24 protein-coding genes, 2 pseudogenes and 2 riboswitches are annotated in these 24,536 nt (G+C 70.0%); of the genes and pseudogenes, 14 read left to right on the top strand and 12 right to left on the bottom strand.

The features are described from left to right. The first annotated feature begins 212 nt into the window (after window positions 1–212). Together OG306_RS36785 and OG306_RS36790 are read left to right on the top strand one after the other, a co-directional pair. A complete protein-coding gene (locus OG306_RS36785) occupies window positions 213–1,286 on the top strand; it encodes a hypothetical protein (protein WP_266750799.1) in 1,074 nt (357 codons plus the stop codon). A 12-nt stretch (window positions 1,287–1,298) separates the two neighbouring features. Further along, on the top strand, window positions 1,299–1,787 hold the full coding sequence (locus tag OG306_RS36790; RefSeq protein WP_266750801.1) for a hypothetical protein: 489 nt from the start codon (window positions 1,299–1,301) through the stop codon (window positions 1,785–1,787). Window positions 1,788–1,835: 48 nt separating this feature from the next. Here OG306_RS36790 and OG306_RS36795 read toward each other — a convergent pair whose 3' ends face one another. Further along, window positions 1,836–2,051: a dodecin gene (locus tag OG306_RS36795; protein WP_266750802.1), complete on the bottom strand. Its 216-nt coding sequence runs from the start codon at window positions 2,049–2,051 to the stop codon at window positions 1,836–1,838. Window positions 2,052–2,252: 201 nt separating this feature from the next. Here OG306_RS36795 and OG306_RS36800 point away from each other — a divergent pair, with 201 nt between their 5' ends. The 3 genes and pseudogenes from OG306_RS36800 to OG306_RS36810 all read left to right on the top strand — a co-directional run. Continuing rightward, window positions 2,253–3,509: an extracellular solute-binding protein gene (locus OG306_RS36800; protein ID WP_266750804.1), complete on the top strand. Its 1,257-nt coding sequence runs from the start codon at window positions 2,253–2,255 to the stop codon at window positions 3,507–3,509. Window positions 3,510–3,584: 75 nt separating this feature from the next. Next, a pseudogene (locus tag OG306_RS36805) lies at window positions 3,585–3,674 on the top strand (GNAT family N-acetyltransferase); the annotation flags it as partial. A 179-nt stretch (window positions 3,675–3,853) separates the two neighbouring features. Beyond that, window positions 3,854–3,967 (top strand): annotated as a pseudogene (locus tag OG306_RS36810) (GNAT family N-acetyltransferase); the annotation flags it as partial. A 115-nt stretch (window positions 3,968–4,082) separates the two neighbouring features. On the opposite strand, the gene egtD reads toward OG306_RS36810, so the two are convergent. Genes egtD through egtA form a run of 4 tightly spaced genes read right to left on the bottom strand, consistent with a single transcriptional unit; the run spans window position 4,083 to window position 8,474 of the window. Continuing rightward, the gene (gene egtD, locus OG306_RS36815; RefSeq protein WP_266750807.1) at window positions 4,083–5,045 is read right to left on the bottom strand and encodes an L-histidine N(alpha)-methyltransferase; all 963 of its coding nucleotides are present in this window, start codon (window positions 5,043–5,045) and stop codon (window positions 4,083–4,085) included. Then, on the bottom strand, window positions 5,042–5,797 hold the full coding sequence (egtC, locus tag OG306_RS36820) for an ergothioneine biosynthesis protein EgtC (RefSeq protein WP_266750808.1): 756 nt from the start codon (window positions 5,795–5,797) through the stop codon (window positions 5,042–5,044). Before egtC ends, egtD begins: the two co-directional genes overlap by 4 nt. Beyond that, on the bottom strand, window positions 5,797–7,158 hold the full coding sequence (gene egtB / locus OG306_RS36825) for an ergothioneine biosynthesis protein EgtB (protein WP_371666113.1): 1,362 nt from the start codon (window positions 7,156–7,158) through the stop codon (window positions 5,797–5,799). Before egtB ends, egtC begins: the two co-directional genes overlap by 1 nt. Further along, a complete protein-coding gene (egtA, locus tag OG306_RS36830) occupies window positions 7,155–8,474 on the bottom strand; it encodes an ergothioneine biosynthesis glutamate--cysteine ligase EgtA (protein ID WP_266750810.1) in 1,320 nt (439 codons plus the stop codon). The genes egtB and egtA overlap by 4 nt, the downstream gene beginning before the upstream one ends. Before the next feature lie 150 nt (window positions 8,475–8,624). On the opposite strand from egtA, the gene OG306_RS36835 reads away from it, so the two are divergent. Then, window positions 8,625–9,461 carry a TIGR02452 family protein gene (locus OG306_RS36835; RefSeq protein WP_266750812.1) on the top strand — a complete coding sequence of 279 codons (837 nt, stop codon included), beginning with the start codon at window positions 8,625–8,627 and terminating at the stop codon, window positions 9,459–9,461. On the opposite strand, the gene OG306_RS36840 is transcribed toward OG306_RS36835, so the two are convergent. After that, entirely contained in the window at window positions 9,446–9,913 is a 468-nt protein-coding gene (locus tag OG306_RS36840) for a type II toxin-antitoxin system PemK/MazF family toxin (RefSeq protein WP_266750814.1), read from the bottom strand. The two genes, OG306_RS36835 and OG306_RS36840, sit on opposite strands and share 16 nt — an antisense overlap. A gap of 424 nt (window positions 9,914–10,337) precedes the next feature. Further along, window positions 10,338–10,556: a hypothetical protein gene (locus OG306_RS36845; RefSeq protein WP_266750815.1), complete on the bottom strand. Its 219-nt coding sequence runs from the start codon at window positions 10,554–10,556 to the stop codon at window positions 10,338–10,340. A gap of 49 nt (window positions 10,557–10,605) precedes the next feature. Here OG306_RS36845 and OG306_RS36850 point away from each other — a divergent pair, with 49 nt between their 5' ends. Beyond that, window positions 10,606–11,628 (top strand): LacI family DNA-binding transcriptional regulator, encoded by a 1,023-nt coding sequence (locus OG306_RS36850; protein ID WP_266750817.1) that lies wholly within the window; start codon window positions 10,606–10,608, stop codon window positions 11,626–11,628. A gap of 71 nt (window positions 11,629–11,699) precedes the next feature. Continuing rightward, a complete protein-coding gene (locus OG306_RS36855) occupies window positions 11,700–12,017 on the top strand; it encodes a hypothetical protein (protein ID WP_266750819.1) in 318 nt (105 codons plus the stop codon). A gap of 96 nt (window positions 12,018–12,113) precedes the next feature. Here OG306_RS36855 and trxA read toward each other — a convergent pair whose 3' ends face one another. Then, window positions 12,114–12,482, bottom strand: coding sequence for a thioredoxin (gene trxA / locus OG306_RS36860; protein ID WP_266750821.1), 369 nt, complete (start codon window positions 12,480–12,482; stop codon window positions 12,114–12,116). Between the two features lie 115 nt (window positions 12,483–12,597). On the opposite strand from trxA, the gene OG306_RS36865 reads away from it, so the two are divergent. Beyond that, complete coding sequence (locus OG306_RS36865) at window positions 12,598–14,040, top strand: dihydrolipoyl dehydrogenase family protein (RefSeq protein ID WP_266750823.1); 1,443 nt, start codon at window positions 12,598–12,600, stop codon at window positions 14,038–14,040. 171 nt (window positions 14,041–14,211) lie between these two features. Next, window positions 14,212–14,403, bottom strand: a riboswitch (cobalamin riboswitch). Between the two features lie 34 nt (window positions 14,404–14,437). Here OG306_RS36865 and OG306_RS36870 read toward each other — a convergent pair. After that, entirely contained in the window at window positions 14,438–15,067 is a 630-nt protein-coding gene (locus OG306_RS36870) for a histidine phosphatase family protein (protein ID WP_266750825.1), read from the bottom strand. 109 nt (window positions 15,068–15,176) lie between these two features. Continuing rightward, a riboswitch (adenosylcobalamin (AdoCbl) riboswitch) is annotated at window positions 15,177–15,325 on the top strand. A gap of 3 nt (window positions 15,326–15,328) precedes the next feature. Here OG306_RS36870 and OG306_RS36875 point away from each other — a divergent pair. Both OG306_RS36875 and OG306_RS36880 read left to right on the top strand, forming a co-directional pair. Continuing rightward, window positions 15,329–15,544 (top strand): CbtB domain-containing protein, encoded by a 216-nt coding sequence (locus OG306_RS36875; protein WP_266750829.1) that lies wholly within the window; start codon window positions 15,329–15,331, stop codon window positions 15,542–15,544. A 27-nt stretch (window positions 15,545–15,571) separates the two neighbouring features. Next, entirely contained in the window at window positions 15,572–16,345 is a 774-nt protein-coding gene (locus tag OG306_RS36880; RefSeq protein ID WP_266750830.1) for a CbtA family protein, read from the top strand. 146 nt (window positions 16,346–16,491) lie between these two features. Here OG306_RS36880 and OG306_RS36885 read toward each other — a convergent pair whose 3' ends face one another. Both OG306_RS36885 and OG306_RS36890 read right to left on the bottom strand, forming a co-directional pair. Then, window positions 16,492–17,001: a GNAT family N-acetyltransferase gene (locus OG306_RS36885; RefSeq protein ID WP_371666114.1), complete on the bottom strand. Its 510-nt coding sequence runs from the start codon at window positions 16,999–17,001 to the stop codon at window positions 16,492–16,494. A 481-nt stretch (window positions 17,002–17,482) separates the two neighbouring features. Further along, on the bottom strand, window positions 17,483–17,851 hold the full coding sequence (locus OG306_RS36890; RefSeq protein WP_266904577.1) for a tetratricopeptide repeat protein: 369 nt from the start codon (window positions 17,849–17,851) through the stop codon (window positions 17,483–17,485). Window positions 17,852–18,052: 201 nt separating this feature from the next. On the opposite strand from OG306_RS36890, the gene OG306_RS36895 reads away from it, so the two are divergent. From OG306_RS36895 to OG306_RS36905, 3 genes are all read left to right on the top strand, one after another. Then, the gene (locus tag OG306_RS36895; RefSeq protein WP_266750834.1) at window positions 18,053–19,018 is read left to right on the top strand and encodes a pirin family protein; all 966 of its coding nucleotides are present in this window, start codon (window positions 18,053–18,055) and stop codon (window positions 19,016–19,018) included. A gap of 1,537 nt (window positions 19,019–20,555) precedes the next feature. After that, window positions 20,556–22,208: an ISL3 family transposase gene (locus OG306_RS36900; protein WP_371666115.1), complete on the top strand. Its 1,653-nt coding sequence runs from the start codon at window positions 20,556–20,558 to the stop codon at window positions 22,206–22,208. A gap of 608 nt (window positions 22,209–22,816) precedes the next feature. Next, window positions 22,817–22,957, top strand: coding sequence for a twin-arginine translocation signal domain-containing protein (locus OG306_RS36905; RefSeq protein ID WP_353962452.1), 141 nt, complete (start codon window positions 22,817–22,819; stop codon window positions 22,955–22,957). 141 nt (window positions 22,958–23,098) lie between these two features. Here the strand turns inward: OG306_RS36905 and OG306_RS36910 are convergent, their stop codons facing one another. After that, window positions 23,099–24,490, bottom strand: coding sequence for an IS1380 family transposase (locus OG306_RS36910; protein ID WP_266753026.1), 1,392 nt, complete (start codon window positions 24,488–24,490; stop codon window positions 23,099–23,101). Between the last annotated feature and the right edge of the window lie 46 nt (window positions 24,491–24,536).

Raw genomic sequence — 24,536 nt, forward strand, 5'->3', positions numbered from 1 at the left:
CCGCAGAGCACGCTGGCGGGCGTCCCGGCCGGCAGCGCCGCGATGCTGCCGTGGATGCGGGAGCCGAGGGAGAAGTCGACTGACGGCTCCCGGAGGCGGCCCGTGTGAGGTGGTGCGACGCCCTCGCGACGCCCTCTTGAGCGCCGGACCGCTCCGCCCGTACGCTGCGTCCGGCGCGTGGGCGCGCCCGACCGGGAGGTGGAAGCGCCGTCATGGCCGACGCACTGTCCGATGCCGACATCCTCGAAGCGATCGCCCGGCACATCGGCCGGCCCGGCCAGGGGCCCCGGCTGACCGGTGCCGACATCGCCCGGCAACCGATGCTCGACCTGCGCATCGTCCGGTGCCTGGAGACCCGTACCACGCGGGAGGAGTCCAGGCCCGGTACGTACGACACGTCGGGACGGCCCATGTACGAAGGCGACCTGCGCGACCACCCCGTCGAGCCGCCGAAGGATCCGGCGGTGTCACGGACGGTGGAGCTGGTGCTCCGCGGCTCGGTGCGCACGGTGCCCTGCGGCTGCGACGGCGGGCGTCAGCCCTGCTCGCGGTGCCGCGCCACGGGCAAGCTGCGCTGCGACATCGGCCCCGTATGCCCGGCCTGCAAGGGCGTCGATCCCTGCACCTGGTGTGACGGCACGGGCAAGCGCCGCAAGGACCGTGTGGGGGTCGAGCCGGCGCGGGAGGATCCGGCTGCCGGGCGGACCGCCTGCGTGAAGTGTCGTAAGCCTCGCACCGCTTGTCCGGAATGTCAGGGGTGGGGCGCCAAAAAGTGTCCGCGGTGTGACGACACGGGCTTCAGGCCCTGCCCGGTCTGCGAGGGCGAACGGACGGCGGCGCACACCCCGTGCGACGGCACCGGCCTGATCACGCTGTGGACCGCGGGATCCGTCAAGCAGGCGCCCGACCGGGCCCTGCTGAAGCTGCCGGACCCGGCGCCCCCGCTGCGCGTCCGGCAGCAGACCGGACGCGCAGACGTGTGGGAACGGGTCACCCTGGTTTCGGCCGGTGACCCGCTCCCCGAGGGGCTGGACCCCGCACACATCAAGGCCGTCGGATCGGCCCTCGTGCCACGACAGCGCGAGGTGGCCCGACGCGTCGACATCCGTTGGCTGCCCCTGGCCGCGGTCACGATCCCCGACGATCCCGACCACGTCTTCTACGTCTTTCCCGGACGTGAGGGTGCGGAGGTCCTGCCGATCTGGTCGCGGCGCCGCTCCCTGCGGGTGGCGGCGGTGGTGGCCGTGGTTGTCGTGCTGGTGCTCCTGGTGGTGGCGCTCGTGTGATGTGCTGGTGGGGTGAGAAGCGACCACCGGCCCCTGGCCTTATTCGACTTGGACGGCACGCTCGCGGACAGCGGCCATCGCCAGTACTTCCTGGAGGGGCGGCGGCGTGACTGGAACGGCTTCTTCTCCGCCGCCGTCGACGACCCGCCGCTTCTCGAAGGCGTACGGCTGGTGCTGAGCAGCGCCGTGGAGTGCGAGGTCCGGTATCTCACCGGACGGCCCGAGCGGTGCCGCCGGGACACCGTGGCCTGGCTGGGGGAACAGGGGCTGCCCGAGGGGCGGTTGTACATGCGCCGCAACGACGACCGCAGGCCGGCCCGGCACACCAAGCTGGAAATCCTGGAGCGGCTGGGCCGGGAGCGTGAGGTGCGGATGCTGGTCGACGACGACGAACTCGTCTGCGATGCGGCGGAGCTGGCCGGCTTCGCCGTGGTCCGGGCCCGCTGGGCGCAGGCGTCGCCCGTACTCAGGGACGCGCAGGGGCGCGAGGGCCGTACCTGAATGCGGCGTGGGGCCGGTCGCGACCGAGGTGCGGCGGGTCGCGCCGGATCAGCTCGGCTCGTCGAGCCGGAAGCCCACTTTCAGGCCCACCTGGAAGTGCTCGATTCGGCCATCCTTGATCTCTCCGCGAACCTGTGTGATCTCGAACCAATCGAGATTGTGCAACGTTTCCGAAGCTCTTGCGATGCCTCTGCGGATGGCGTCGTCGACGCCTTCGTGGGAGCTTCCCACGATTTCGGTGACTCGGTAGGTGTGATTTGACATCTTATGTCTCCTCTCGTCCCTACCACGGTGCCCCACCTGGCCCGGGTACGCGAGAGGTCGGTGTGCAGAATGTGTGGCGAACAGGCCTTGACCGGAGCAATGGTCCATACCAAAATCCAGCCACGCCCGTGCGAGCACCGCCCGCAGTCCCCCACACCGGGTTCTGGAATTCGTCGTGCTGTTTCACAGAAGGTGAACCTGGTGAAGAACCGCATACTTGTCGGAGCCGTCGCGCTCGTTTCCACCTGTGCGCTGGGCGGGTGCGGATTCGTCCCGGGCTCGGATTCGTCCGGCAGCAAAACGGTCACGATCTGGCTGATGAAGAACAGCGTGTCCGCCGATTTCCTCAAGCGCTTCACGAAGGCCTACGAGGACGAGCACCCGGCCGTCCGGCTCGACTTCAAGATCCAGAGCTGGACCGGCATCGGACCGAAGGTCATCGATGCGCTCCAGGGCAAGGACACCCCGGACGTCATCGAGGTCGGAAACACCCAGGTCGCCCAGTACGCGGAGAGCGGCGGGCTGCGCGACCTCACCCTGGAGTCCGTGCGCGACCTCGGCAGCGAGGACTGGCTGCCCGGTCTTGCCGAGCCGGGCAGCGTCGGCGGCGTCCAGTACGGAGTCCCGTGGTACGCGGCCAATCGAGTGGTGATCTACAACAAGGACCTCTTCGAACAGGCCGGAATCAAGGCCCCGCCGAAGACCCGGGACGAATGGATCGCGGACAGCGAACAGCTGAACCGGAACGGCAACCAGGGCATCTACCTCGCGGGCCAGAACTGGTACGTCCTCTCCGGATTCATCTGGGACGAGGGGGGCCAACTGGCCGACGACAGGGGCGGCGAGTGGGAAGGCGCCCTGGGCAGCCCCGGCGCACTGCGAGGCATGAGCTTCTACAAGGAACTCCAGGCGCTCGGTGACGGCCCCAAGAACGCGGACGAGGAAGAGCCCCCGCAGGCCAAGGTCTTCGCCAAGGGCGATGTCGCTCAGATCATTTCGGTGCCCGGCGCCGCCGCGCAGATCGAGCAGCTGAACCCCGAACTCAAGGGAAAACTGGGCTACTTTCCGATCCCCGGAAAGACCGCCAAGGCGCCCGGTTCCGTTTTCATCGGCGGATCCGATCTGATTGTCCCCGAGAAGGCGGGACAGCGCGCCGCGGGCATCGACGTGATCAAGGCACTGGCCGGCCGGAAGTGGCAGGAAGAACTCGCCATGGTCATGAGCTACGTGCCCAACAAGCCTGACCTCGCGCGTGCCATCGTGGGCCAGGAGGGCACGGCAGCGATGGCCCGGGGAGCCACCAAGGGGCGCGCGACGCCCAACTCGCCGCAGTGGGCGAGTGTCGAGGCCGACAACCCGATCAAGCCGTACATGACGGCGGTCCTTCAGGGCGGCGACCCGCGGAAGGAGGCGAAGGCGGCCTCGGAGAAGATCACCGCACTGCTCGCGGGCAGCTGAACCGGGCGGTCCCGCGGCGCGGCGGGCAGCTGGACCGGGTGTGCCTGGCGCGGCAGACACTTGCTGCCGCGCCGGGGTACACCCATCGCACTGCTCTGGGCCGGACTCGCCCTCTGCATGCAACGCACCGGACGCAACTGGCCGGCCGGCTGCTGCTCGATACCGTTCCTGGGCAGTGAGCAGGAGTGCGTCCTGTCTCACCGGCACGCCCCGAACGGTCTTGGGCGCACTGGTCCTCCGCTTTCTCGTCCTGGTCGGCGACGCATATCACGTACGCGATCCGTCCCAGGCGGGCGGAATCCCTACGACCTGGCCATGTGGGTGTGGCCAGAGGCGACGGGGAGGCCCCGAACCATCATCCCGACTTCGACGTCGCCGACCTGTACGTGCTGCTGTCGCTGCGCCGCGCCGACCCCCGCTATCTGCGCCACTTCCTCGCACTCACCGAACTGCGGTGAACCCATGGACCCATGGACCCATGGACCCATGGGCAGATGTCGGGACGGGCGCCTCTGTTCCGATCCCGGCAGGCGTCCGGCCCGGGGTGCCCCGAGCCACCCCGGGCCGCCCCGCTCAGATTGCCGTCGCCAGCGATAGCGCGAACCGGTCTGCGGAATCCGTCCACCACTGGTCCAACCGCATTCCGGCCGCAGCCAGTTCGGCCCGGACTCCCTCCTTGCGGAACTTGGCCGATACCTCCGTGCGCAACTCCTCACCGGCCTCGAAGGGCACCACCAGATCCAGATCCGGGATCTTCACCGTGAGCGCCGCACGGGCCCGCAGCCGCATCTCGATCCACTCCTGTTCCGGGTCCCACAGTGCCACGTGATCGAAGTCGGCCGGGTCGAAGTCCGCCCCCAACTCCCGGTCGACGACCCTCAGTACGTTCTTGTTGAACTCCGCAGTCACCCCGGCCCCATCGTCGTACGCGGCGACCAGCACCTCCTCGTCCTTCACCAGATCCGTGCCGAGCAGCAGCCCGTCGCCGGGAGAGAGCAACGACCGCACCGACTTCAGGAACACCGACCGCTCGTCGGGGAGGAGATTGCCGATCGTGCCCCCGAGGAACGCGATCAGCCGCGGCCCCGGCGTGCCCGGCAGCGCGAGACCGCCGGTGAAGTCGGCGATCAGCGCGTGGACGGAGAGATCCGGCCGGTGCGCGAGCAGGGCCTCGGCGGCGCCGCGCAGTGCGCTCTCGCTGACATCGACCGGTACGTAACTGTGCAGCTCGGGCAGCGCGTCCAACAGGTGCCGGGTCTTCTCCGACGATCCCGATCCCAGCTCGATCAGGGTCCGCGCCCCGGACGCCGCCGCGATCTCCTCGGCGCGGTCGATCAGGATCTCGCGCTCGGCCCGGGTCGGGTAGTACTCGGGAAGCCGGGTGATCTCCTCGAACAGTTCGCTGCCGTGCGCGTCGTAGAACCACTTGGGCGGCAGCGTCTTCGGATGCCGGGTCAGGCCGTGCAGCACATCGGCGCGCAGCGCCGCGTCCGTCGCGTCCACCGGCAGGGTGCGGGTCAGCAGAAAGGGACTCACTCCGTGGGCTCCTTGAGCGGGGTCAGCAGGACTTCCGTGCGGGTCGCGGTCAGCAACGTCCGGTCGGGGACCGAGCGCCAGCGTGGATCGTCGTCGTACGGCTCCGAGGCCACGACCGTGCGCAGTCCCGGCTCGGTGAGGTACCACAGGGTGTCGCCCCAGGCCGTCGCCACGATCGTGGCGCCGTCGACGAGCAGCAGATTCAGCCGCGACCGAGGCGCCGCGGCCGCCACGTCCTGCACGGTGTCGGCGACGGCCTGTGGCAGTTCGTCACCGTCGGCGAGACGGTGACGTACGAGGGCCCAGACCAGGGCCGAGTCGCAGCGGGCGGTCAGGGCCAGCAGCTCCGCCGCAGGCAGCGCATCGGCGAGCGGCGCCAGGGAATCCGGCCAGCCCCGCACCATGCCGTTGTGACTGAACAGCAGCCGTCCGGCGGCGAACGGCGCGGCCGCCGCCTCACCGTCCGCGCCCGCCTCGGTGGCATCACGTACCGCCGCGAGCAGTGCCGTACTGCGCACCACTCGGGCCAGATCGGCGAACGTCTGGTCGCCCCAGACGGGGCCCTCGCGCCGGTAGCGTCCCGGCACGGGGTCACCGTCCGCGTACCAGCCGACGCCGAAGCCGTCGGCGTTGACGGTCCCGTGCTGCTGGTGTCTGGGCGCCCAGGACTGGCGCACCAGACTGTGCGGCGGTCGCGTCAGCACTTCACCGAGAGCCACCGATTGCCCCAGATAAGCGATATGACGGCACATCAGAGATCCCTCGCGGTGCGGAAGCCGGAGAAGATCTGGCGCCGCACCGGCAGGTCCCAATTGCGGAACGTTCCCCTGCACGCCACGGGATCCACGGCGAACGAACCGCCGCGCAGCACCTTGTGGGCCGGCCCGAAGAAGACCTCGGAATACTCGCGGTACGGGAACGCCGAAAAGCCCGGATAGGGCTCGAAGTCGCTCGACGTCCACTCCCACACGTCACCGATCAACTGCCGTACGCCGAACGGCGACCGGCCCGCGGCGTACGCTCCCGCTCTCGCGGGCCGCAGATGGCGCTGGCCCAGGTTGGCCCGCTCGGGGCTCGGGTCCTCGTCGCCCCACGGATAGCGCAGCGAACGACCCGACACGGGGTCGTGGCGAGCCGCCTTCTCCCACTCCGCCTCCGAGGGCAGCCGGCGCCCGGCCCAGCGCGCGTACGCGTCCGCCTCGTACCAGCTGACATGAAGCACCGGTTCGTTGTCGGGCACCGTCTCGGTCACTCCGAAGCGGCGGCGCAGCCACTGACCGGCATCCCGGTGCCAGAACAGCGGAGCGTTCAGCTCGTGCTCACGGACCATCGCCCATCCCTCGGGGGCCCACCAGCGCCGCTCGGTGTAGCCGCCGTCCTCGATGAACCGCTGGTACGCGCCGCAGGTGACGGGTGTCGTGTCGAGGAAGAAGCCCGGTACGTCGCGCACATGCGCGGGACGCTCGTTGTCCAGGGCCCACGGCTCGGTGGACGTTCCCATGGTGAACGGTCCGGCCGGGACCAGGACTTCGGCGGGCAGACCGGCCGTGTCGGTGGCGCCGGGCGGAACGGGCGCGGTCAGAACCGCAGGACCGGACCGCAGCTGATGGGTGATCAGCATCGTTTCGTCGTGCTGTTGTTCGTGCTGGGCGATCATACCGAAGGCGAATCCGTCCCGCACCAGCCGGCGGTCACCGCGCAGTGCCGTGCCGTTGAGCACGTCCAGCGCCCGGTCGCGTACCTCCGCTGCGTAGACCCGGGCCTCGGCGGGTGCCAGCAACGGCAGCGAGGGGCGGGCCGCGCGGGGATGCTCGAAGGCGTCGTACAGCCCGTCGATCTCCGGGCGCATCGCCTCCCGCCCGGCCACCCCGCGCAGCAGCCACAGCTCTTCCTGATTGCCGATGTGCGCGAGGTCCCAGACCAGCGGGGACATCAACGGCGAGTGCTGAGCGGTCAGTTCGTGGTCGTCCACACTTTCGGTGAGAAGCGTCGTGCGTTTCCGAGCGGTGAGCAGCGCGGCGAGGGCGCGCCGGCGGAGCGCCTCGGGGTCCATCTCGTCCGGTCCGGTCGGACCGCCCGGACCGGATGCGTCGGGTGCGGGGGAGTCGGTCACGAGCGGGGCCCCTCGAAGTGGTGGTCCGAACCGCCGGCCGAGTCGAGCGCGAGCAGTTCGGAAAGATCGTCGGCCGGGCATCGGCCCCGGGCGACGAATCGGTCGTTGAAGTCCGCCACCGCTTCCTGCACGGCCGTGGTCGCTCCCATCCGGGGCAGCGCCTCCAGCGCGAGTGCGAAACAGGTGGTGGCGGCCGCCCGCAGTTCGGGATCGGTCAGGCCGTCGCGAGCGGCGCCCTCCCAGAGCCGATTGCGCGGTGCCGGGCCCGGCCCGGCCGTCTCGGCCAGTGGTTTGACGGTGCGGTACACGGTCTCGGCGGCCTCCGGATCGTCGAACAGGGCGGTGGTGACGGCGAGCGGAACCAGCCATCCGTCCGCGCCGTGCTGCGCGTCGATCATGCGCAGCTCAAGGTGTCCGCGCGGGCGCACGGGCGGAAAGAGGGTGCTGATGTGGTAGTCGAGATCGGAGCGCACCGGTGCTCTGGGCGCGCCGGTACGGATCCAGTCGCGGAAGGTCAGCCCGTCCGGCACGGCCCACGGCCCGTCGTCGTCCCGGATGCACATCACCGGGGTGTCCAGAACATGCGCGGCCCAGGCGTCGCGGGGCGGCAGATGGCCGGGCGGTGCCAGGGACCGGCACGGATCGAGGCCGGCCCACAGCGACTGCCGGGTGGACCGCCACGGTGTCGGGCGACCGTACTGGAAGGGCGAGTTGGCGAAGACCGCGACCAGCACGGCGCCCAGCAGATGGGACAGCTGCCAGCGCCGCCCGTAGCCGAGCGGACCGGGTTCCTCCTCTCCGGCGTCCAGACAGACCTGGACGGACGCGGTGGTGCACATCATGGCGCGGCCCGCCGGTCCCGACCGGTCGAGCGAGACCTCCATGGCGTCGTAGCGGGGCTCGTGCAGCAGACGGCGCGGCGGATGCCACGGATCGACGCCGAGACCGGCCGGTGCGAGCCCCACCCGGTCGAGGGTGTCCCGTACGGCGGTGAGATCGGCGGCCGTGGCATCGATGCACGCCATCAGGGAGTCGGCGGGGCGCGAGCTGAGCTCCAGCTGGCCGCCGGGTTCGAAGGTGAGCACCGCGCTCAGGGGCAGGGCCCGCAGGAGGGCGGCGGCCGCGTCGAGACGGTGGTGGGGGACCGGGACGCGGGGCCGATCCCGGTGGTGGATGAGCCATTCGAGTTCGACGCCGACCGTGCGGGGCGGACCGGTCTTGAAGCAGATGCAGCGCAGTAAATCCTCGGCTTCGGCCTCGCCCAGGGGCGGGGGCAGGCCGGGCGGACCGTGGTCGCCGGGTGTGTCGGATGACATGCCGGGGCCTCCTTCTGCTCGGTTCGTCCTTACCACCCAAACCCCCGCGAGGGGATCGCACAAGAGTGCCCCTGTGCGTCGGAAATCCGGTTGCATCCATGCCGCTGGAGGGCCGAGCATGCCCCGTATGCACCACACGGAGGAGTGCCGATGAGTGCACGGCTGCGCGGCATCGCGCGAGAGACGGAGGCCATTGTCGAGGCCGGCCGCTATCGCACGCCCGAGGGGCGCGAGGTGAGCATCGAACGAGCGCTGACCGCCGCACTCTCGGGCACCAGGCTGTACGGCCCCGAGCCGGTGCCCGTCGCCGCACTCGACTCCGACCGCACACCGGTCATCGAGGTCACCGACGAGAGCAGCCTGCGGGCGGCGCACCGGATGACCGGTGAGGGGCCCGGCAAGGTCGCCGTCCTGAACTACGCCTCCGCCCGCAATCCCGGCGGCGGATACCTCAACGGCGCACAGGCCCAGGAAGAGGCGCTGTGCCGGGGCTCTGCGCTGTACGCCACGCTGCTGCGCGCTCCCGACTACTACGCCCACCACCGCGCGGAACGCAGCGCCTTCTACACCGACCGGGTGATTCACTCACCCGGGGTGCCGGTGTTCCGGGACGACCGGGGGCGGCTGCTCGACACCCCGTACACCGCGGGCTTCCTCACCTCCCCGGCACCCAATGCCGTAGTCATCCGCGGCCACACCCCCGAGGACGCCCACCGCATCCCCGCCGCGCTCACGTCCCGTGCCGAGCGGGTGCTGGAGGTCGCGGCGGTTCGCGGGTACCGCAGGCTGGTGCTGGGCGCCTGGGGCTGCGGCGTGTTCCGCAACGACCCGGCGCAGGTGGCCCGGGTGTTCCGGGCGCTGCTGCTGGACGGCGGCCGGTTCGCCGGACACTTCGAGCAGATCGTCTTCGGCATCCTCGACCGCAGCCCCGATTCCGCCACCCGGTCCGCCTTCGACCGGACGTTCGACGGTCAGCTCCAGCCGTAGCGCTCCCGCAGCCGGCCGACGACCAGATCGAACCGGTCCCGGTCCAGCGCGCACGCCTCACGCCGCATCCCGTCCTCGTGCAACCGCAGCACCCGGTCCAGATCGACCCACGACGGACGGCCCGAGCTGTCCCACGGACCGGCCCCGAGCGCGACCCACTCGTGGTCCCCGTCGTGCTGCTTGCTCGACAACTGCACGGCGAGCAGCGTGCCCACGGCTTCCCGCGCCACCACCAGTACCGGACGGTCCTTGCCACGCCCGTCGTTCTCCTCGAACGGCACATAGGTCCAGACGATCTCGCCGGGGTCCGGGTCGCCGTCCCGGTCTGGGGCGTACGCGGTGCGGACCGGGCCCACGTCGCGCGGGTCGGCCTCGGAGGTCGCGCAGGGTCCGGTTCGGCCGGGGAATCCGGCCGGGCTGTCGGTGCTTCGGTCACGGTGCTGGATGCTCATCCCCACACCGTAGGACCTGTACGGCCCATTTCGTGGAGCGGGTCCGGTGAACGGGCCGCAGGGCCGGGCACCTCACCCGCACCGTACACACCTGACACGGCCTCACCCTGAAGCTCTGCCAGAGTTTCGCATCGAGGTTCACGGTCCGGTTCGCAACGGGCGTCCGCGCGCCGTTCCCGTCCGGCAGCCGTACTCGACACGGCCCTGCGGCCGCTCGACTCGGAGACCGGAGCGGTGGCCGGTGCCCGCCCCAGGCCGAGGGGCGCGCACCGGCCACGGCCGCCCAGACCCGTCAGGAAGGCGTACCGTCCGCGTGACCGGCGTGACCGGCGTGACCGGCGTGACCGGCGTGACCGGCGTGACCGGCGTGACCGGCGTGACCGGCCTGCCCCATGAAGAGGGCGAAGCCCCTCCTGCGGCATCCTCAACTGCCGTACGCGCGCGCCACATACACCGTGCGGGGCGGCAGATGCTCGATCACCGCCACCACCGTGTCCACCTCGATGCGGTCCTTCGCCGAGGCAGGATGCGCGAGGAAGTGCTCGGCGCCGCCCCGGATCTGGACGATCACCTCGCCGACCAGCCCCGGCCCCACCGTTCCGGTCACCCGAGGGAGCAGTCCCGCCATCGAGGAGCCATCCATGACCCGGAGCGTACCCACGCCGCACAGGTCTGGAAGACTGCCCGACGCCATGAGCCAGTTACCGAACCAGTCCACCGAGGGCCCCGTGCCGACCAGTGCCGACGTGGCACGGCTCGCCGGAGTCTCCCGGGCAACCGTGTCCTACGTACTGAACGACATCGCGACCGTGCGGATCAGCGAGCCCACCCGGCGCAGGGTCAGGGAGGCCGCCGCCGAACTGGGGTACGTACCGCATGCGGCGGCCCGCAGCCTGCGCGCGGGACACACCCGCATGGTGGTGCTGCCCACCGTGAACTTCCCGGCCGACCCGCTCCACCAACGCTTTTTCCACGAACTGGAAACCGGCCTGCGCCGCCTCGACTACACGGTGGTCCAGTACGGCAGCACCGGCCTCGACGCCGACGAGGCACCCCGCGCCTGGGCCGAACTCCGTCCCGTCGCCGTCATCGCACCCGGCACGATCGCCCTCACCCCGCAGGGCATATCCGTCCTCAGACGAGCCGGAGCCAAGGCCGTCATCACCCTCGGCCCGCGACCGGTGGACGGCGCCCACGCGCTGCTCATGGACCAGCGGAAGGTCGGCAGCGTCGCGATCGGGCATCTGCTGGCGCGCGGCCGGCGTCGCATCGGCGTGATCATGCCCGAGGAAGACGGCCTCGGCCTGCTCGCCGAACCCCGGCTGACCGGGGCCCGGCAGGCCGCGCAGAGCCACGGGGCCGTCATCGAACCGTTGCCGCTGCGGTACGAGGAGGAGTCGGCCGACCGGCTGGCCGCCCGGTGGCGCACCCTGGGCCTCGACGCGGTCTTCGCGTACAACGACGCATACGCGATGCTCCTCATGCGGGCCCTTCAGGACGCGGGCATCGAGGTGCCCCGCGAGACGGCCGTGATCGGCGCCGACGACCTGATGCTCGGCAGGCTGCTGCGTCCCCGGCTCAGCAGCGTACGGCTGGAGATGGCCGCCGCACAGCCGCTGGCGGATCTCGTCCACCGGCTGGTGCGGCACACCGGCGGCGCCCCCGAGCACCACGACCTGCTGCGGGCCAGGACGGTCCACCGCGAGTCCAGCTGAGCCGCCCGGTCCGCACGGCACGGCAGCGCGGCAACGTGCGCACCGCGCGCCGCCTGCCTAGCGTCATGACCATGAGCCATCCGCAGAGTTACGAGATCCTGCTGGTCCCCGGACACGTCGAGGACACCACCGAGGCCGCCGGGAGCAGTGGCGCCATCCGTTCGGCGGTCGTGGCGGCGACCGGCGAGACGGGAGCGTCGGGTTACCCCCGCTATTCGGGTGAAGGCATCGTGGCGGACATCGACCCGGCGACGCACGCGGTCGAGGCCCTGCTGGTCGACGGCGCCGAGCTGGACTACGGCCTGTCGGTCCGGATCAAGGAGAAGAACGCCGACGGTGACGCAGGCAGCAGCGCCGACACCGGTGCCGACCGCAGCGCAGGTGGCTGAGGCCGCGCAGGCCGCCGACGTCACGGAAAAGTGGCCCGCCCGGACCGCGGACGCGGACCGGGCGGGCCACTCACCCCGCTCATGCGCGCGTGGAGCCTACTGCTCCTTCTGCTGGTTCTCGATGGACTTGCGGACCTCGTCCATGTCCAGCTTCCTGGCCTGTCCGATGACATCCTCCAGCGCCGCCTCCGGCAGCGCCCCCGGCTGAGCGAACACCGCCACATTGTCCCGGACGATCATCAGCGTGGGAATGGAACGGATCTCGAAGGCCGCCGCCAACTCCTGCTGCGCCTCGGTGTCGACCTTGGCGAAGACCAGGTCGTCGTGGCGCTCCGACGCCGCGTCGTAGACCGGTGCGAACTGCCGGCACGGGCCGCACCAGGAAGCCCAGAAGTCGATCAGGACGAAGTCGTTGTCACTGACGACCTGATCGAAGTTTTCCTTGGTGAGCTCAACGGTGCTCATACTCTGCTACCTCTTCCTCTGCCCGTTCGGACCTGTCCGGCTCAACCGTGCCGGTACATGCGCTATTCCGCCTGCCCATGTGGCCGCCGCGCACACCCGCGATCAGACTGTTCCCATGACAGCAGCTTCCCTGAACACCGAATACGACGTAGTGGTCATCGGAGCAGGTCCGGTCGGCGAGAACGTCGCCGACCGGGCACGTGCCGCCGGGCTGAGCACGGCGGTCGTCGAGACGGAACTCATCGGCGGCGAGTGCTCCTACTGGGCCTGCATGCCCAGCAAGGCCCTGCTGCGGCCGGTCGTCGCCCGCGCCGACGCCCGCCGCCTGCCCGGCCTGAGCGACGCCGTCCAGGGACCGCTCGACGTGGCGGCGGTCCTCGCCCGCCGCGACGCGTTCGCCTCGCACTGGAAGGACGACGGACAGGTCGCCTGGCTGGACGGCATCGGAGCGGACATCTACCGCGGCCGGGGCCGGCTCACCGGCGAGAAGGCCGTCTCCGTCACCGCCCCCGACGGCACGGTGCACCGGCTCACCGCCCGGCAGGCCGTCGCCGTCTGCACCGGCAGCCGCGCCGTCGTCCCCGCCCTGCCCGGCATCGACGGGGCCCGTCCTTGGACCAGCCGGGAGGCGACGAGCGCCAAGAAGGTGCCCGGCCGCCTCGTGATCGTCGGGGGCGGCGTGGTCGGGGCGGAGATGGCCACCGTCTGGCAGGCCCTCGGCGCCCGGGTGACGATGCTGATCCGCGGCAAGGGACTCCTCCCGAAGATGGAACCCTTCGCGGGCGAACTGGTCGCGCAGGCGCTCACCGAGGCGGGCGCCGACATCCGTACCGGAGTCTCGGCGACCTCCGTTCGGCGTACGGTCCCGGACGGGCCGGTCGTCGCGGAACTGGACAATGGCGAGCGCATCGAGGCCGACGAGATCCTCTTCGCCACCGGCCGCGCCCCGCGCACCGACGACGTGGGCCTGGAGACGGTGGGCCTCACGCCCGGCTCCTGGCTCACCGTCGACGACAGCTGCCTCGTCGAAGGCACCACCTGGCTCTACGCCGTCGGCGACGTCAACCACCGGGCGCTCCTCACCCACCAGGGCAAGTACCAGGCACGCATCGCGGGCGCCGCGATCGCCGCCCGCGCCGCGGGAGTGCCGCAGCTGGAGACCGACCGCTGGGGCGCCCACGTGGCCACCGCCGACCACGCGGCCGTCCCCCAGGTCGTCTTCACCGACCCCGAGGCCGCCTCGGTCGGCCTCACCCTCGCCGGTGCCGAACAGGCCGGCCACCGCGTACGCGCCGTCGATCACGACCTCGCGGCGGTGGCGGGCGCGGGCCTGTACGCGGACGGCTACCGCGGGCGCGCCCGCATGATCGTGGACCTCGACCGGGAGGTCCTGCTCGGTGTCACCTTCGTCGGGCCGGGCATCGGTGAGCTGCTGCACTCGGCGACGGTCGCGGTGGCGGGCGAGGTCCCCATCGGCCGGCTGTGGCACGCCGTCCCCGCCTACCCGACGATCAGCGAGATCTGGCTGCGCCTGCTGGAGGCATACCGCGACGCATAGGGTCGCCCCGTCCCGGGCGAACAGCGGTGAGGCGGCGGGGGCACGAGGGGCCGAGCCCGCGAAACAGAGGCCGACGGAGTGCCGTGACCCGGCGGTCGGTCCGCAGGGTGACGCGGAACCGGCGTGCAGGGCGGCCCGCCGGATGCCACCCTCCGGTGGATGCGGCCTGACCTCCTTGGGCGGCACCCGACAGGGCGCGACCCAGCCGGCTCCGTGCCGCAACCTCGCTTCCCGGAGCCCGTGTCGGATCCAGTGCTCGATGACGGCTGTCGTTCCCACTCACCGCTGTGGGGCAGTCCCGGATTCCCACCGGGTTCCCTCTTACGACGCGTCTGTCGGTGGACCGGGCGAACCAGCTGCACCACCGGACCAGGTGCTGACCGCGGTCCCTGGCCCCTCAGTTGGGCCACGGCATGGCGGCGGACCGAGAAGGCCCGGTACCCGGAGCCGGGGACAGCGGCTGACCGCAGCGCAGGTTCCACCGTCCGGACCGGCCGCTGAGACCGGTCAGCGTCAGCGGGGCGACATCCAGCCGCCAGAAGGCCTCCGCCGGCAGAGCGAGTGCCCGTACGATCACCGCCCGCACCACCGCGGGCTCGACGACCCCCAGCACTCGGCCGCCCCTGTTGCCGTCCCGGGACTCAAGGGAGTCCAGCAGGCGGCCGATCCTGGCGCAGAACTCCAGCAACGATTCGCCGCCGTGCGGAGCCGCCGAAGGATCGGTCATCCAGGCCGCCACCGCGTCGGGCTCACTCCCGCATACTGTTGCTAGCCGCTGTCCGCTCCACCGGCCCATGTCCCAGCCGCGCAGAGCGAGTTCGGGCTCGGCGCGCAACCCCAACGCGTCGGCCGTCCCGGCGCACCGCTCGGACGGCCCGCGCACGCACCGGTCGGCCTCGGGCACCGCAGCCGCCGCGGCCCGGGCCTGCAGGACCCCGGCCGCGTCGAGCGGAGCGTCGCCGTCGAAACGGGCCTCGCGCAGCGCGGCGTTGAACGCCGGTGAGATCAACATCACCTGTACCGTCATGAGCGGATCAACTCCTCGAACCATGGCCCCTCGTGTGCGCACACCATGGCATCCGGGCGTTCCGGCCCCGCCGACGGCGCCATGGCCGCGTCCGCTTCCAGGAGGTATCGTCCGACGAACACGACGAAGGTGTGACGGAAGTCCGGTGAGAATCCGGCACGGTCGCGCCACTGTGAACCCGTACCTGTACGGGAAGTCAGACCCAGCACCTTCGTCTCAGGCACCACGATCGGGACGCGTGTTCCCTCAGGAGGTTCTGCCATGGCACAGAGTGCTGCCCCCGCCACCGCCGTACCGGCGATCACCCCCATCTCCCTGAAGGCCATTGCCCCTTGGGCGGTCTTCTTCGGCATCATCATGCTCGTACTGCTCTACTTCGTCGGCGCCGAGCAGGGCGCCACCGCGGTCATCTCCGGCGAAGGTGTCCATGAGTGGGTCCACGACGGTCGCCACCTCCTCGGTTTTCCCTGCCACTGACGTACCGTCCGATCCAGGGGAATCCTCATGAACTCCATATCTGTCAGAGCCCTGCTCGTGCGCGGCATGCTGGCCGGCCTTGCCGCGGGCGCGCTCGCTCTGGTCGTCGCCTACTTCCTCGGCGAGTCCCGGGTGGACGCGGCCATCGCTCTCGAAGAGACGCACAGTCATGATCACGGCGGCGGCGGGGAACTCGTCAGCCGCACGATGCAGTCCACCGCCGGCCTTGCCACCGGTGTGCTCGTCTTCGGTGTGGCGATCGGCGGCGTCGCCGCCCTCGTCTTCTGTTTCGCTCTCGGCCGGATCGGCAGATTCGGCCCACGGGCCACGGCCGCCCTGATCGCGGGTGCGGCCCTGCTGACGGTGTACGTCGTGCCGTTCCTGAAGTACCCGGCCAACCCGCCGGCCGTCGGCAACCCCGACACCATCGGCCGACGCACCACCCTGTTCTTCCTGATGGTCGCCCTCAGCGTGCTGCTGGCCGTCGCCGCCGTCATCCTCGGCAGGCGGCTGGCTTCCCGCCTGGGCAACTGGAACGCGACGATCGCCGCGTCCGCCGCCTACGTCGTCGTGATCGGACTCGCCTACGCGTTCCTGCCCTCGTTCAATGAGGTCGGAAGGGACTTCCCGGCCGCCCTGCTGTGGGAGTTCCGCCTCGCCACCCTCGCCGTACAGGCCACCCTCTGGATCACCTTCGGTCTCGTCTTCGGCCACCTGACGGAACGGCTCCTCGTACCGAGGACCGACACCATCAGGACCGGCAACGGCACGGCGAACCGTGCGGCCACGGCAGCCGGTTGACCGACGCACCACGCACCACGCACCACGCAGCACGCTTCACGCACCACGCAGCACCAGAAGACATCGGAACCCGCCGGGAGCCTCCCCGGCGGGTTCCGCCGTCCTGCCCCGCGCAGCCGCGCCAGGAGGGACCGACGGGCACGGACTCACTGCTCCCCGGCCCGCTGTCCCCAGTCGATCCGGTAGTGCTTCAGCTGCGCGTCCTCCTTCACCAGGCGCATGCCGATGGCTGTCATGACGTGCTGGGACGCGAGGTTGTCCAGGTCGGTGTCACCGTGCACGCAGCTCACCCCTTGATCGCGGGCGAACAGCAGCAGCGCGCGCAGCGCCTCGGAGGCGTAACCCATTCCCTGCGCCGAGGGAACGAGGCCGTAGCCGATCGTGACGTGTCCGTTCTCGTCCGGGGCGCCATGGAACCCCAGCCCGCCGATCACCACTCCGTCCTCGCGCCGGCATATCTCGTACGAACCGAAGGGGCTGGGATCACCCGTCGTCGCGCAGGCGCCGAGGAAGCGCTCGGCCGCGGCCATCTCGCCGGGGGACGGGTATCCGGGCGCCCAGCGGGCACCGTCTCCGGGTTTGCCGGCCATCACGTGCAGGGCGTCGGAGGCACTCAGGAGGCGGAGCAGGAGGCGGGGAGTCTCAAGGTCGGTCATGACCGAGTGAAGTATCACGCGGGGCGGGCGGACGGCATTTGGATTGTTCAGAGGAGTGTCGGGTGCGCGGCGGGACGGGATCGGTTGCGGGGTTCCGGGGCCTTCCGGGCCTGGGGGAGCGCTGTGCGTGGCGCTGCTACCGAGGGTGGGTAGTGCTGCCGGCGCACCGTTGCCAGCGCTGCACTCATCGGGTTATGGAGCGCACCGGCCCGAGCACGGCAAGCGACCGTTTCGCGCACACGTGGACCTGGCGGACGACGGCAGCGAGGCGATCGGCGCCGTCGCGGACCGTCCGCGCCGAGTTCCTCACCCGGATCGGCCCCGACGATCTGCTAGCCCCCAAGGCCGGTGTCCGACACCCGTCGGGGCGCGCGGCCGAGGGCGCTCTCCTGGCGGAATGGCTGAATCGCCTGTCGAGCACCCCTCGCGACCGCTGAGGCCCCTCGCGTCCGTCAGCCGTCGGTACTCCGGCCCGCGTCCGTCAGCCGTCGGTACTCCGGTCCGCGTCGACGTCGAAGTCCCCGGAGAACGCCGCCGCCATCCGAAGATGACCCGTCGCCTCCGCGCTCCGCCCCTGGCGCTCGAGCGTCCGGCCGAGCATCAGCCGGGCATACGGCTCCACCGGGTCGCGCTCCAGAACCGCCCGCAGCTCCGTCTCGGCCCTGCCGAGCCGGGCCGAGTGGTAGTAGGTCCGCGCCAGCAGCAGCCGCGGGGAGATCTGCTCCGGTACTTCCTCGACGAGCCCTTCCAGGATCCGGGCCGCGGTCATGTACTCCTTCGCCTCGAAGAACATCTGCGCACGGTCCCACCGGTCGGCGGCCGTGCCGAACTCGAAATAGGTGTCGCTCACTTGACCTCTGACCTCCTCGTTCGCGGATTGCCCCGGATCGTTCCGGGACCCGCCCTGCCACTGACCTGGCCACACACTCGGCCGCGCTGTCGTCTCAGCCATGCTCCAGTCACCGGAACATGGCACACTGGTTGAATATTCCACTAAATAATCGGCGTGGGTACCGGCACCCCGGACCCCCACGGGAATAGGTTGAGCGTCATGAGCAATCTCGATCGCCAGGCCGCACTCTCCGTCTGCGGAGGACGGGGCTTCGTCGTCGCCGAGCCCGTACGCGAACTTCTCACCCCTCGCCGTGTCCAGCTGGGTGAGTCCACCGAGGTCCGCAGACTGCTGCCCAATCTGGGCCGCCGGATGGTCGGCGCATGGGCCTTCGTCGATCATTACGGTCCCGACGACATCGCCGGCGAACCCGGGATGCAAGTGCCGCCCCACCCTCACATGGGCCTCCAGACGGTCAGCTGGCTCCACGACGGCGAGGTCCTGCACCGGGACAGCCTCGGGAGCCTGCGTACGATCCGCCCGCGCGAGCTGGGACTGATGACCTCCGGCCGGGCCATCAGTCACTCCGAGGAGAGCCCGAAGTCCCACGCGAGGTTTCTGCACGGCGCCCAGCTCTGGGTGGCCCTGCCGGAAGCCCACCGACACGTCGAACCGCACTTCCAGCACCACACCGAACTGCCGACCGTCACCGCCGCCGGCCTCGCCGCCACCCTGATCCTGGGTGAACTCGACGGCGCCACCTCGCCCGGCACCGCGTACACCCCGATCGTCGGCGCCGACCTGTCCCTCTCCGCCGACGCCGAGGCCCGTCTGCCGCTCGACCCCGACTTCGAGTACGCGGTGCTCTCGATGTCCGGCCAGGCCGAGGTCGACGGCGTACCCATGCTTCCCGGCTCCATGCTCTACCTCGGTTGCGGCCGCACCGAGCTCCCCTTGCGTGCGGACACCGACGCCGGCCTCATGCTCCTCGGCGGCGAGCCCTTCGAGGAGGAGATCGTTATGTGGTGGAACTTCATCGGGCGGTCCCACGAGGATATCGCACAGGCGCGTGCGGACTGGGCGGACGGTGCCCGGTTCGGGGAAGTGTATGGCTACGACGGAGGCCGACTCCCCGCTCCTGAACTGCCGCCTGTGGCGCTGAAACCGCGGGGAAGGGTGCGCTGAGCTGCACTGATGTGGCCGGGCTCGGGCGCGCTCCTGGTCGCGGCAGCTCGGTCCCATGCTCAGAAGCGGAATCGGTCCAGCGCTTCTCCGGAAGCTTCCGCCGCACGTGCCCGGGATTCCAAAGTGTGGTCGTGTGTGAGTAGCTTTAGTAGACCTAATGCTGACCCAATGCTGACTTTACTGACGAGGTGTCAGGCGCTGTCGGGTCATGACCTGGCTGGTCTGCCGTCTGTGATGAGCAGGCTGGGCCCTTGGGGCTGGGGCCCAGCCTGACTCCTGGCGGTGGAGCGAGCGCGCGGGTGCTTGTGCGCGGCCTACCAGGGGCGGGGGTTTCGCCTAGAGGAAGCAGGGCGTTGTGGTGATCCCATAATGCTGACCCGTCTGGTACCCCGGGGTCATAGGTGATGACGGGGCGGTCGTGAAGTCACTACCCATGCCGCCCAACGCGTCGTTGGTGATGTCGGAGTGAAGTGGATTCTTAGTCTGCCGGTGGCTCAGGTTCGTACCTACACTGACCAAACGGCTGTCGCGCCGACCAGTTCGTTGACTCTGGACCGTGAGTGTTCCGGATCTTTCTGTTCGGTCTGCACGGATTCGTCCAGGCCGACCTCCTTGAACCGGTGGATCACGTCATGAAGTTGTCTACCACGTCGCGCTGACCTGGAGCGATGCAGCTTCAGTCGCCTCTGACCAGCGCAGATGAATCTTTCAGGGTCTTTCAGGGGCGTGCCGTCTTATGTAGTCGATTCTCCCCAGACGCTCCCCAGCAGCGCTGATCCTCCCCAGATTCTCCCCAAGGAGGGCCGCCGTGACGGACGGCGGGAGACGAAACTTGGCGCTTCCGCAGGCACGCTGAGTGACTGTAGCGGGCGCTCAGTCGGCATCCCAGGGTTGATCTCGGCTCCAAGATCTCCGCCCTGTGCGTACCCATCCCTTCGAAGGCGCTGCGTCCGGCCACTGATAGGGAGACGGCTGTCCGCCCTGGGCCGTGACCGTCCCACCTGGCACATGCCGTAGAAACCGCCCATAAGGGTCCAGCTGGACCAGGACAATCGCTTAAGTCCAGGTCAGGGCCCTGCGGTGTGAGAGCGTCTACAGGGTTGGTGATATGCGTGTGACACCGCGTGAGAGGTGGCGATGCTCGGCGGGCTGTTCTGGGCTGACAGCGTGTTCCAGCTGCGGAGTGTTCGGGCCTGCGGCGGCCGAGGTTCAGGGAGAACAGGGGACCGTTCGCGACAGCACGCGTGCGGAACGTACGTCCGAACCGTGGGGCAGGCAGTTCGCTTTCGCGTTTCGTGATTCGTGAGAATGTCGGCTTGGCCTCAAACGCTACGCGGCCCGGGCGGTCTTCCATCTGGGCGGACAGTTGCGGCCAGGACCCCGCTCGTAGGGGCTGTGGACCCCCGTCGGCGCGTTCCGGCGGGGGTCTCTGCGTTCGGGGATAGGTGTCGGCAACGGGTGAAATGGGTTCAGGCACGGATTCCGTGAAGTCGATCGTGCTTCTGTGCGCCGGTGACGCTCCGTCATCTTCGGGCGGATGCTGGCCGCGTGTGAAGAACTCTTCCTTCTGCTTCCGCATCTCGCCGGGATACAGGTCGAGTGCATGGAGGTGCGGGACGGCCGCGTGGTGATCGAAGCGTCGACGCCGGAAGACGTCCCCGTACTCTGCCCGGGCTGCCAGGCGCCGTCTGGCCGGGTGCACAGCCGGTACGGACGGCGCCTGGCGGACGCGCCGTGCGGCGGGCGGGGCGTGGTGATTGAACTGTCGGTGCGCCGGCTGTTCTGCGACAACGGCGAGTGCCGGCGGGTGACGTTCGCCGAGCAGATAGACGGGCTGACCAGCCGCTACGGCCGGCGAACGCCCGTCCTGCAGCGGATGCTCGCCGCGCTGGGCGTCGTCCTGGCCGCCCGTGCCGTGGCCCGTCTGGCGCTGCTACTCGGCGTCGTGGTCAGCCGGACGACCGTCCTGCGCCTGGTCATGGCGTTGCCGGACCCGGCCTGGACGACCCCGCGCGTGCTGGGCATCGACGAGTTCGCCACCAGGAAGGGCCACCGGTACGGCACCATCCTGGTCGACTGCGAGTCCCACCAGCCCCTGGACCTGCTGCCCGACCGCGACGCGGACAGCGTCGCCGCCTGGCTACGCGAGCCCCCTGGCATCGAGATCATCTGCCGCGACCGCGCGCAGGTCTTCGCCGACGGAGCCCGCACAGGCGCCCCAAACGCCCAGCACTGCGCGGACAAATGGCACGTCTGGCACAACCTCGCCGAGGCCGTCGAACGCCTCGTCTCCCGCCACCGCGCCCTACTGCGCGACCTGGTCGAAACCTCCCCTGAACCCGAGCGACCGGAACCAGAGCCCGCACAGGTCGAGACGGTCAAAGCGGCCGAGGAACCGTCCGAGCCCTACCCGCAGGGGAAGTTCCTCGACCGGCTCCGCGACACCCACGCCGCCGTCCGGGCCCAGGTAGAGCAGGGCCTGAGTCTGCGCGAGATCGCCAGACGCCTCGGTCTCGGGCGCAACACCGTCCGCAAGTACGCCCGCGCGGCCAGTCCAGAGGCGATGCTGCACGGCCAGTGGCAGAACCGGACCAGCAAGCTCGACGCCTTCAAGCCCTACCTCGATCAGCGCATCGCCGAGGGCTGCACGAACGTGTCCCGGCTCCATCGCGAGCTGCAAGAACGCGGCGCACGCTGCAGTTACAGCACCCTGCGCGACTACGTCCGGCCGCTATGTTCCGACCGTCGGGCTGCCGGGAGCCCACCACCGATCGCGAGACCGCCCTCACCCCGCGAGGCCACCGGCTGGATCATGCGCCACCCGGACCACCTACGCCAAGACGACCAGCAGCAGCTCAAGAACCTGCTGGCCCGCTCACTCGAGCTCACGGCCGCCGCAGGCCACGTCCGCACCTTCGCGACCATCATGACCAACCGCGAAGAAGACCGGCTGCGGCACTGGATCGCCGACGTCTGCGCGGACGAACAGTGCGGCCTGGCCGGCTTCGCCGCCGGACTGATCCCCGACCTCGACGCCGTCGTTTACGGCATGAGCACCGACTGGTCCTCCGGGCCCGTCGAGGGCCGCGTCAACGACCTGAAAGCCCTCAAGCGCAGCATGTTCGGCAGAGCGAAACCACCGCTGCTGCGCAAGCGGCTCCTCCTGATCGCGGCCAGCCGCCGACCCTAACCTCTGCCGCCTCGGGCCTGGCGGTCCAGGAACTCGATCACTCGCGTTTCCGAACGTAGAAGCCGCTCTCGCTGCTCAGGAGGAAGAGAGGCGAGGAGGTCGACCAGGACTCGCTTCCGCGGGACGTACACCATGTTGCCGGAGTAGATCCTGCAACCTGCACACCAGGCGAGTCCGATGCAGCGCTCGAACATGGAGGACTCGGGCGGATGGAAGCGATACTGGTACGAGCAGGCGGACGTTCGGCAGGCGGCGCAGACCCGTCGATACACCACGCCACCGGACGTGACCCTCGGTACGTGTGGCCTGCACGTCCCACGATGTCGTCCTGGTAGAAGTTTGCGTCACCGCGCAGCGCCGGCAGAAGCCGGTGTCGACCTCGAGACCTTCGCCTCTGCGACACCGCAGCTGACGTTGCCGGTTTGCTGAGCTGAAGTGAGTGGTGGCGAGCGGGAGTGAGTCCTGCTGGTGGGTTGGTGGGGGTGGAACGGGGGTTCCGGGGTCGAATGGGTGACCTTGATGGCTGGAGCGATCGAGGTCAAAGACCTTGTGCGAGCAGTTGATGTGTCCATAGCATCCTCTCAACTTTCGCCGAGAGAGGGACAAAGATGGACTCCGCTCAAGGAAAGTCACGCAGTCGCCGTCAATTCCTCCGTGGAGCAGCGGTCTCCGCCGCCGTTCTGGCCGCTGGATCGCAGGCGCCGAACACACGGCAACTACCGCATCTCAGCCCGGATCCACCGGCTTGATTCCGGAGTGATCGTTTCGGGGTTGTCTTGGCGGTTGGCGAGATGATCTGGCTGTTCGGGCAGGGAGTATCCGCTGGTCTGTCCAGCTCTTCCACGTGTTCGGCGGTCTCGGGCCCTTGCGGGCGGGGTGGTCAGGGCTTCTCAGGCTGTGGGTGGTGGCGCGTGCACGAGGTCGAAGAGCTGGGTGAAGTCGTCGGCCCAGGGCCAGTGTTCGGGCAGGTGGAGGGTGAGGCGCCGGGCGGAGCGGGCCGGGCGGGCGGGCACGTTGATCAGGTGGTCGCGGATCGTTGCGGTGGTGGCCTTGGCGTGGAAGGCGGACGCCAGGGCGCCGGCGGCGCGGGTCAGATTGTGCGCGAGAGCGGCCAGCGCGAGCCAGGCGGCGTTCGCCTGGAAGTGCCCGGAGGGGGCGTGGGCGAACGGGCCGTTCTTCAAGTCCGCGATCACCTGTTCCACGACAGCGTGCCGCCTGTGCTCACGTTCGGCATCGGACAGGGAGAGCGGAGAGTCGGTGAACGCGGCGTGGTAGCGCCAGGTATCGAAGAGTGCGCCCTGTCCCTCGGGCACCGCTGCCGGGTTGAGCCGTTTGACGCGGCGCACGATCAGACGGGCGGTGGCCTGCTGCTTCTTCGGCTTGGAGGTGAAGGCGGTGTAGGTGGTCTCGGCTATCTCGGCGTCCGAGATCCAGCACTGCCCCTCCTCGTCCCACACGGCCTTGGGGTACTTGATCGCCTTCCACGCGGCTTCGTCGATGCCCGCGATCGCGGCCTTGACCGAGGCGTTCATCCGCACGGTGACCGAGAACCGGACGCCCAGGGCCCGGCAGGCGTTCACGACATTGGCGCCGTAGAACGCGGAGTCGGCCCGCACGACCAGCAGCCCGCTCGCGCCGCACGCTCTTGCGGTGCGGATCGATTCGGCGACGAACGCGGCCGCACCTCGGGCGGAGTTGGACGGTCCCTTGCGCAGGCGGGTGGCGACGATCACCGGAGCGGCCAGCGGGGTGGAGACGATCCCGATCAGCGCGTTCAAGCCCTTGACCTTGCTGTATCCGTAGCCGGCGCCCTGCTTGGCGTAGCCGTAGGTGCGACGGATCGTGTCGTCGATGTCCACGTAGGCCACTTGGTCGGCGCCGGGCAGCAGCGGGGTGTGCGCGGCCAGTTCGGGTAGGAACCGGCGGGCCACCGCGTGCAGTTGCTTCACGTGTCCGTGGCTGAAGGAGCGCAGGTACGAGCCCAGCGTGGACGGCGCCCGCACCCCGCTGAACAGCCGCGGCAGCCCACCGTGCCGCAGCCGGTCCATGTCATCGATGCTGTCCGCCCCGGCGACCATGCCGCCGACCAGCGACATCAGCTTCGCCGCGGGGAAGGCCCCGGTGCCGTCCGTCGAGGCCGGCAGCCGGACGTGCTCGTCGACGAGTGCGGGCAGTCCGCACCGCTCGGCCAGCCGCACCACCGGGGCCAGCCCGCCGTAGCCGACCAGATTCGGATCATCAAACCGTGCGGAGACCCTCGCTGCGGCATGGGAAGATTGCATCTCGGAAGTGCCCTCGTGGTCGTGCGTGCTGGAAGCGTGAAGAACT

Origin of the sequence: Streptomyces sp. NBC_01241, from assembly GCF_041435435.1 — a bacterium.
Classification (GTDB): Bacteria; Actinomycetota; Actinomycetes; order Streptomycetales; family Streptomycetaceae; genus Streptomyces.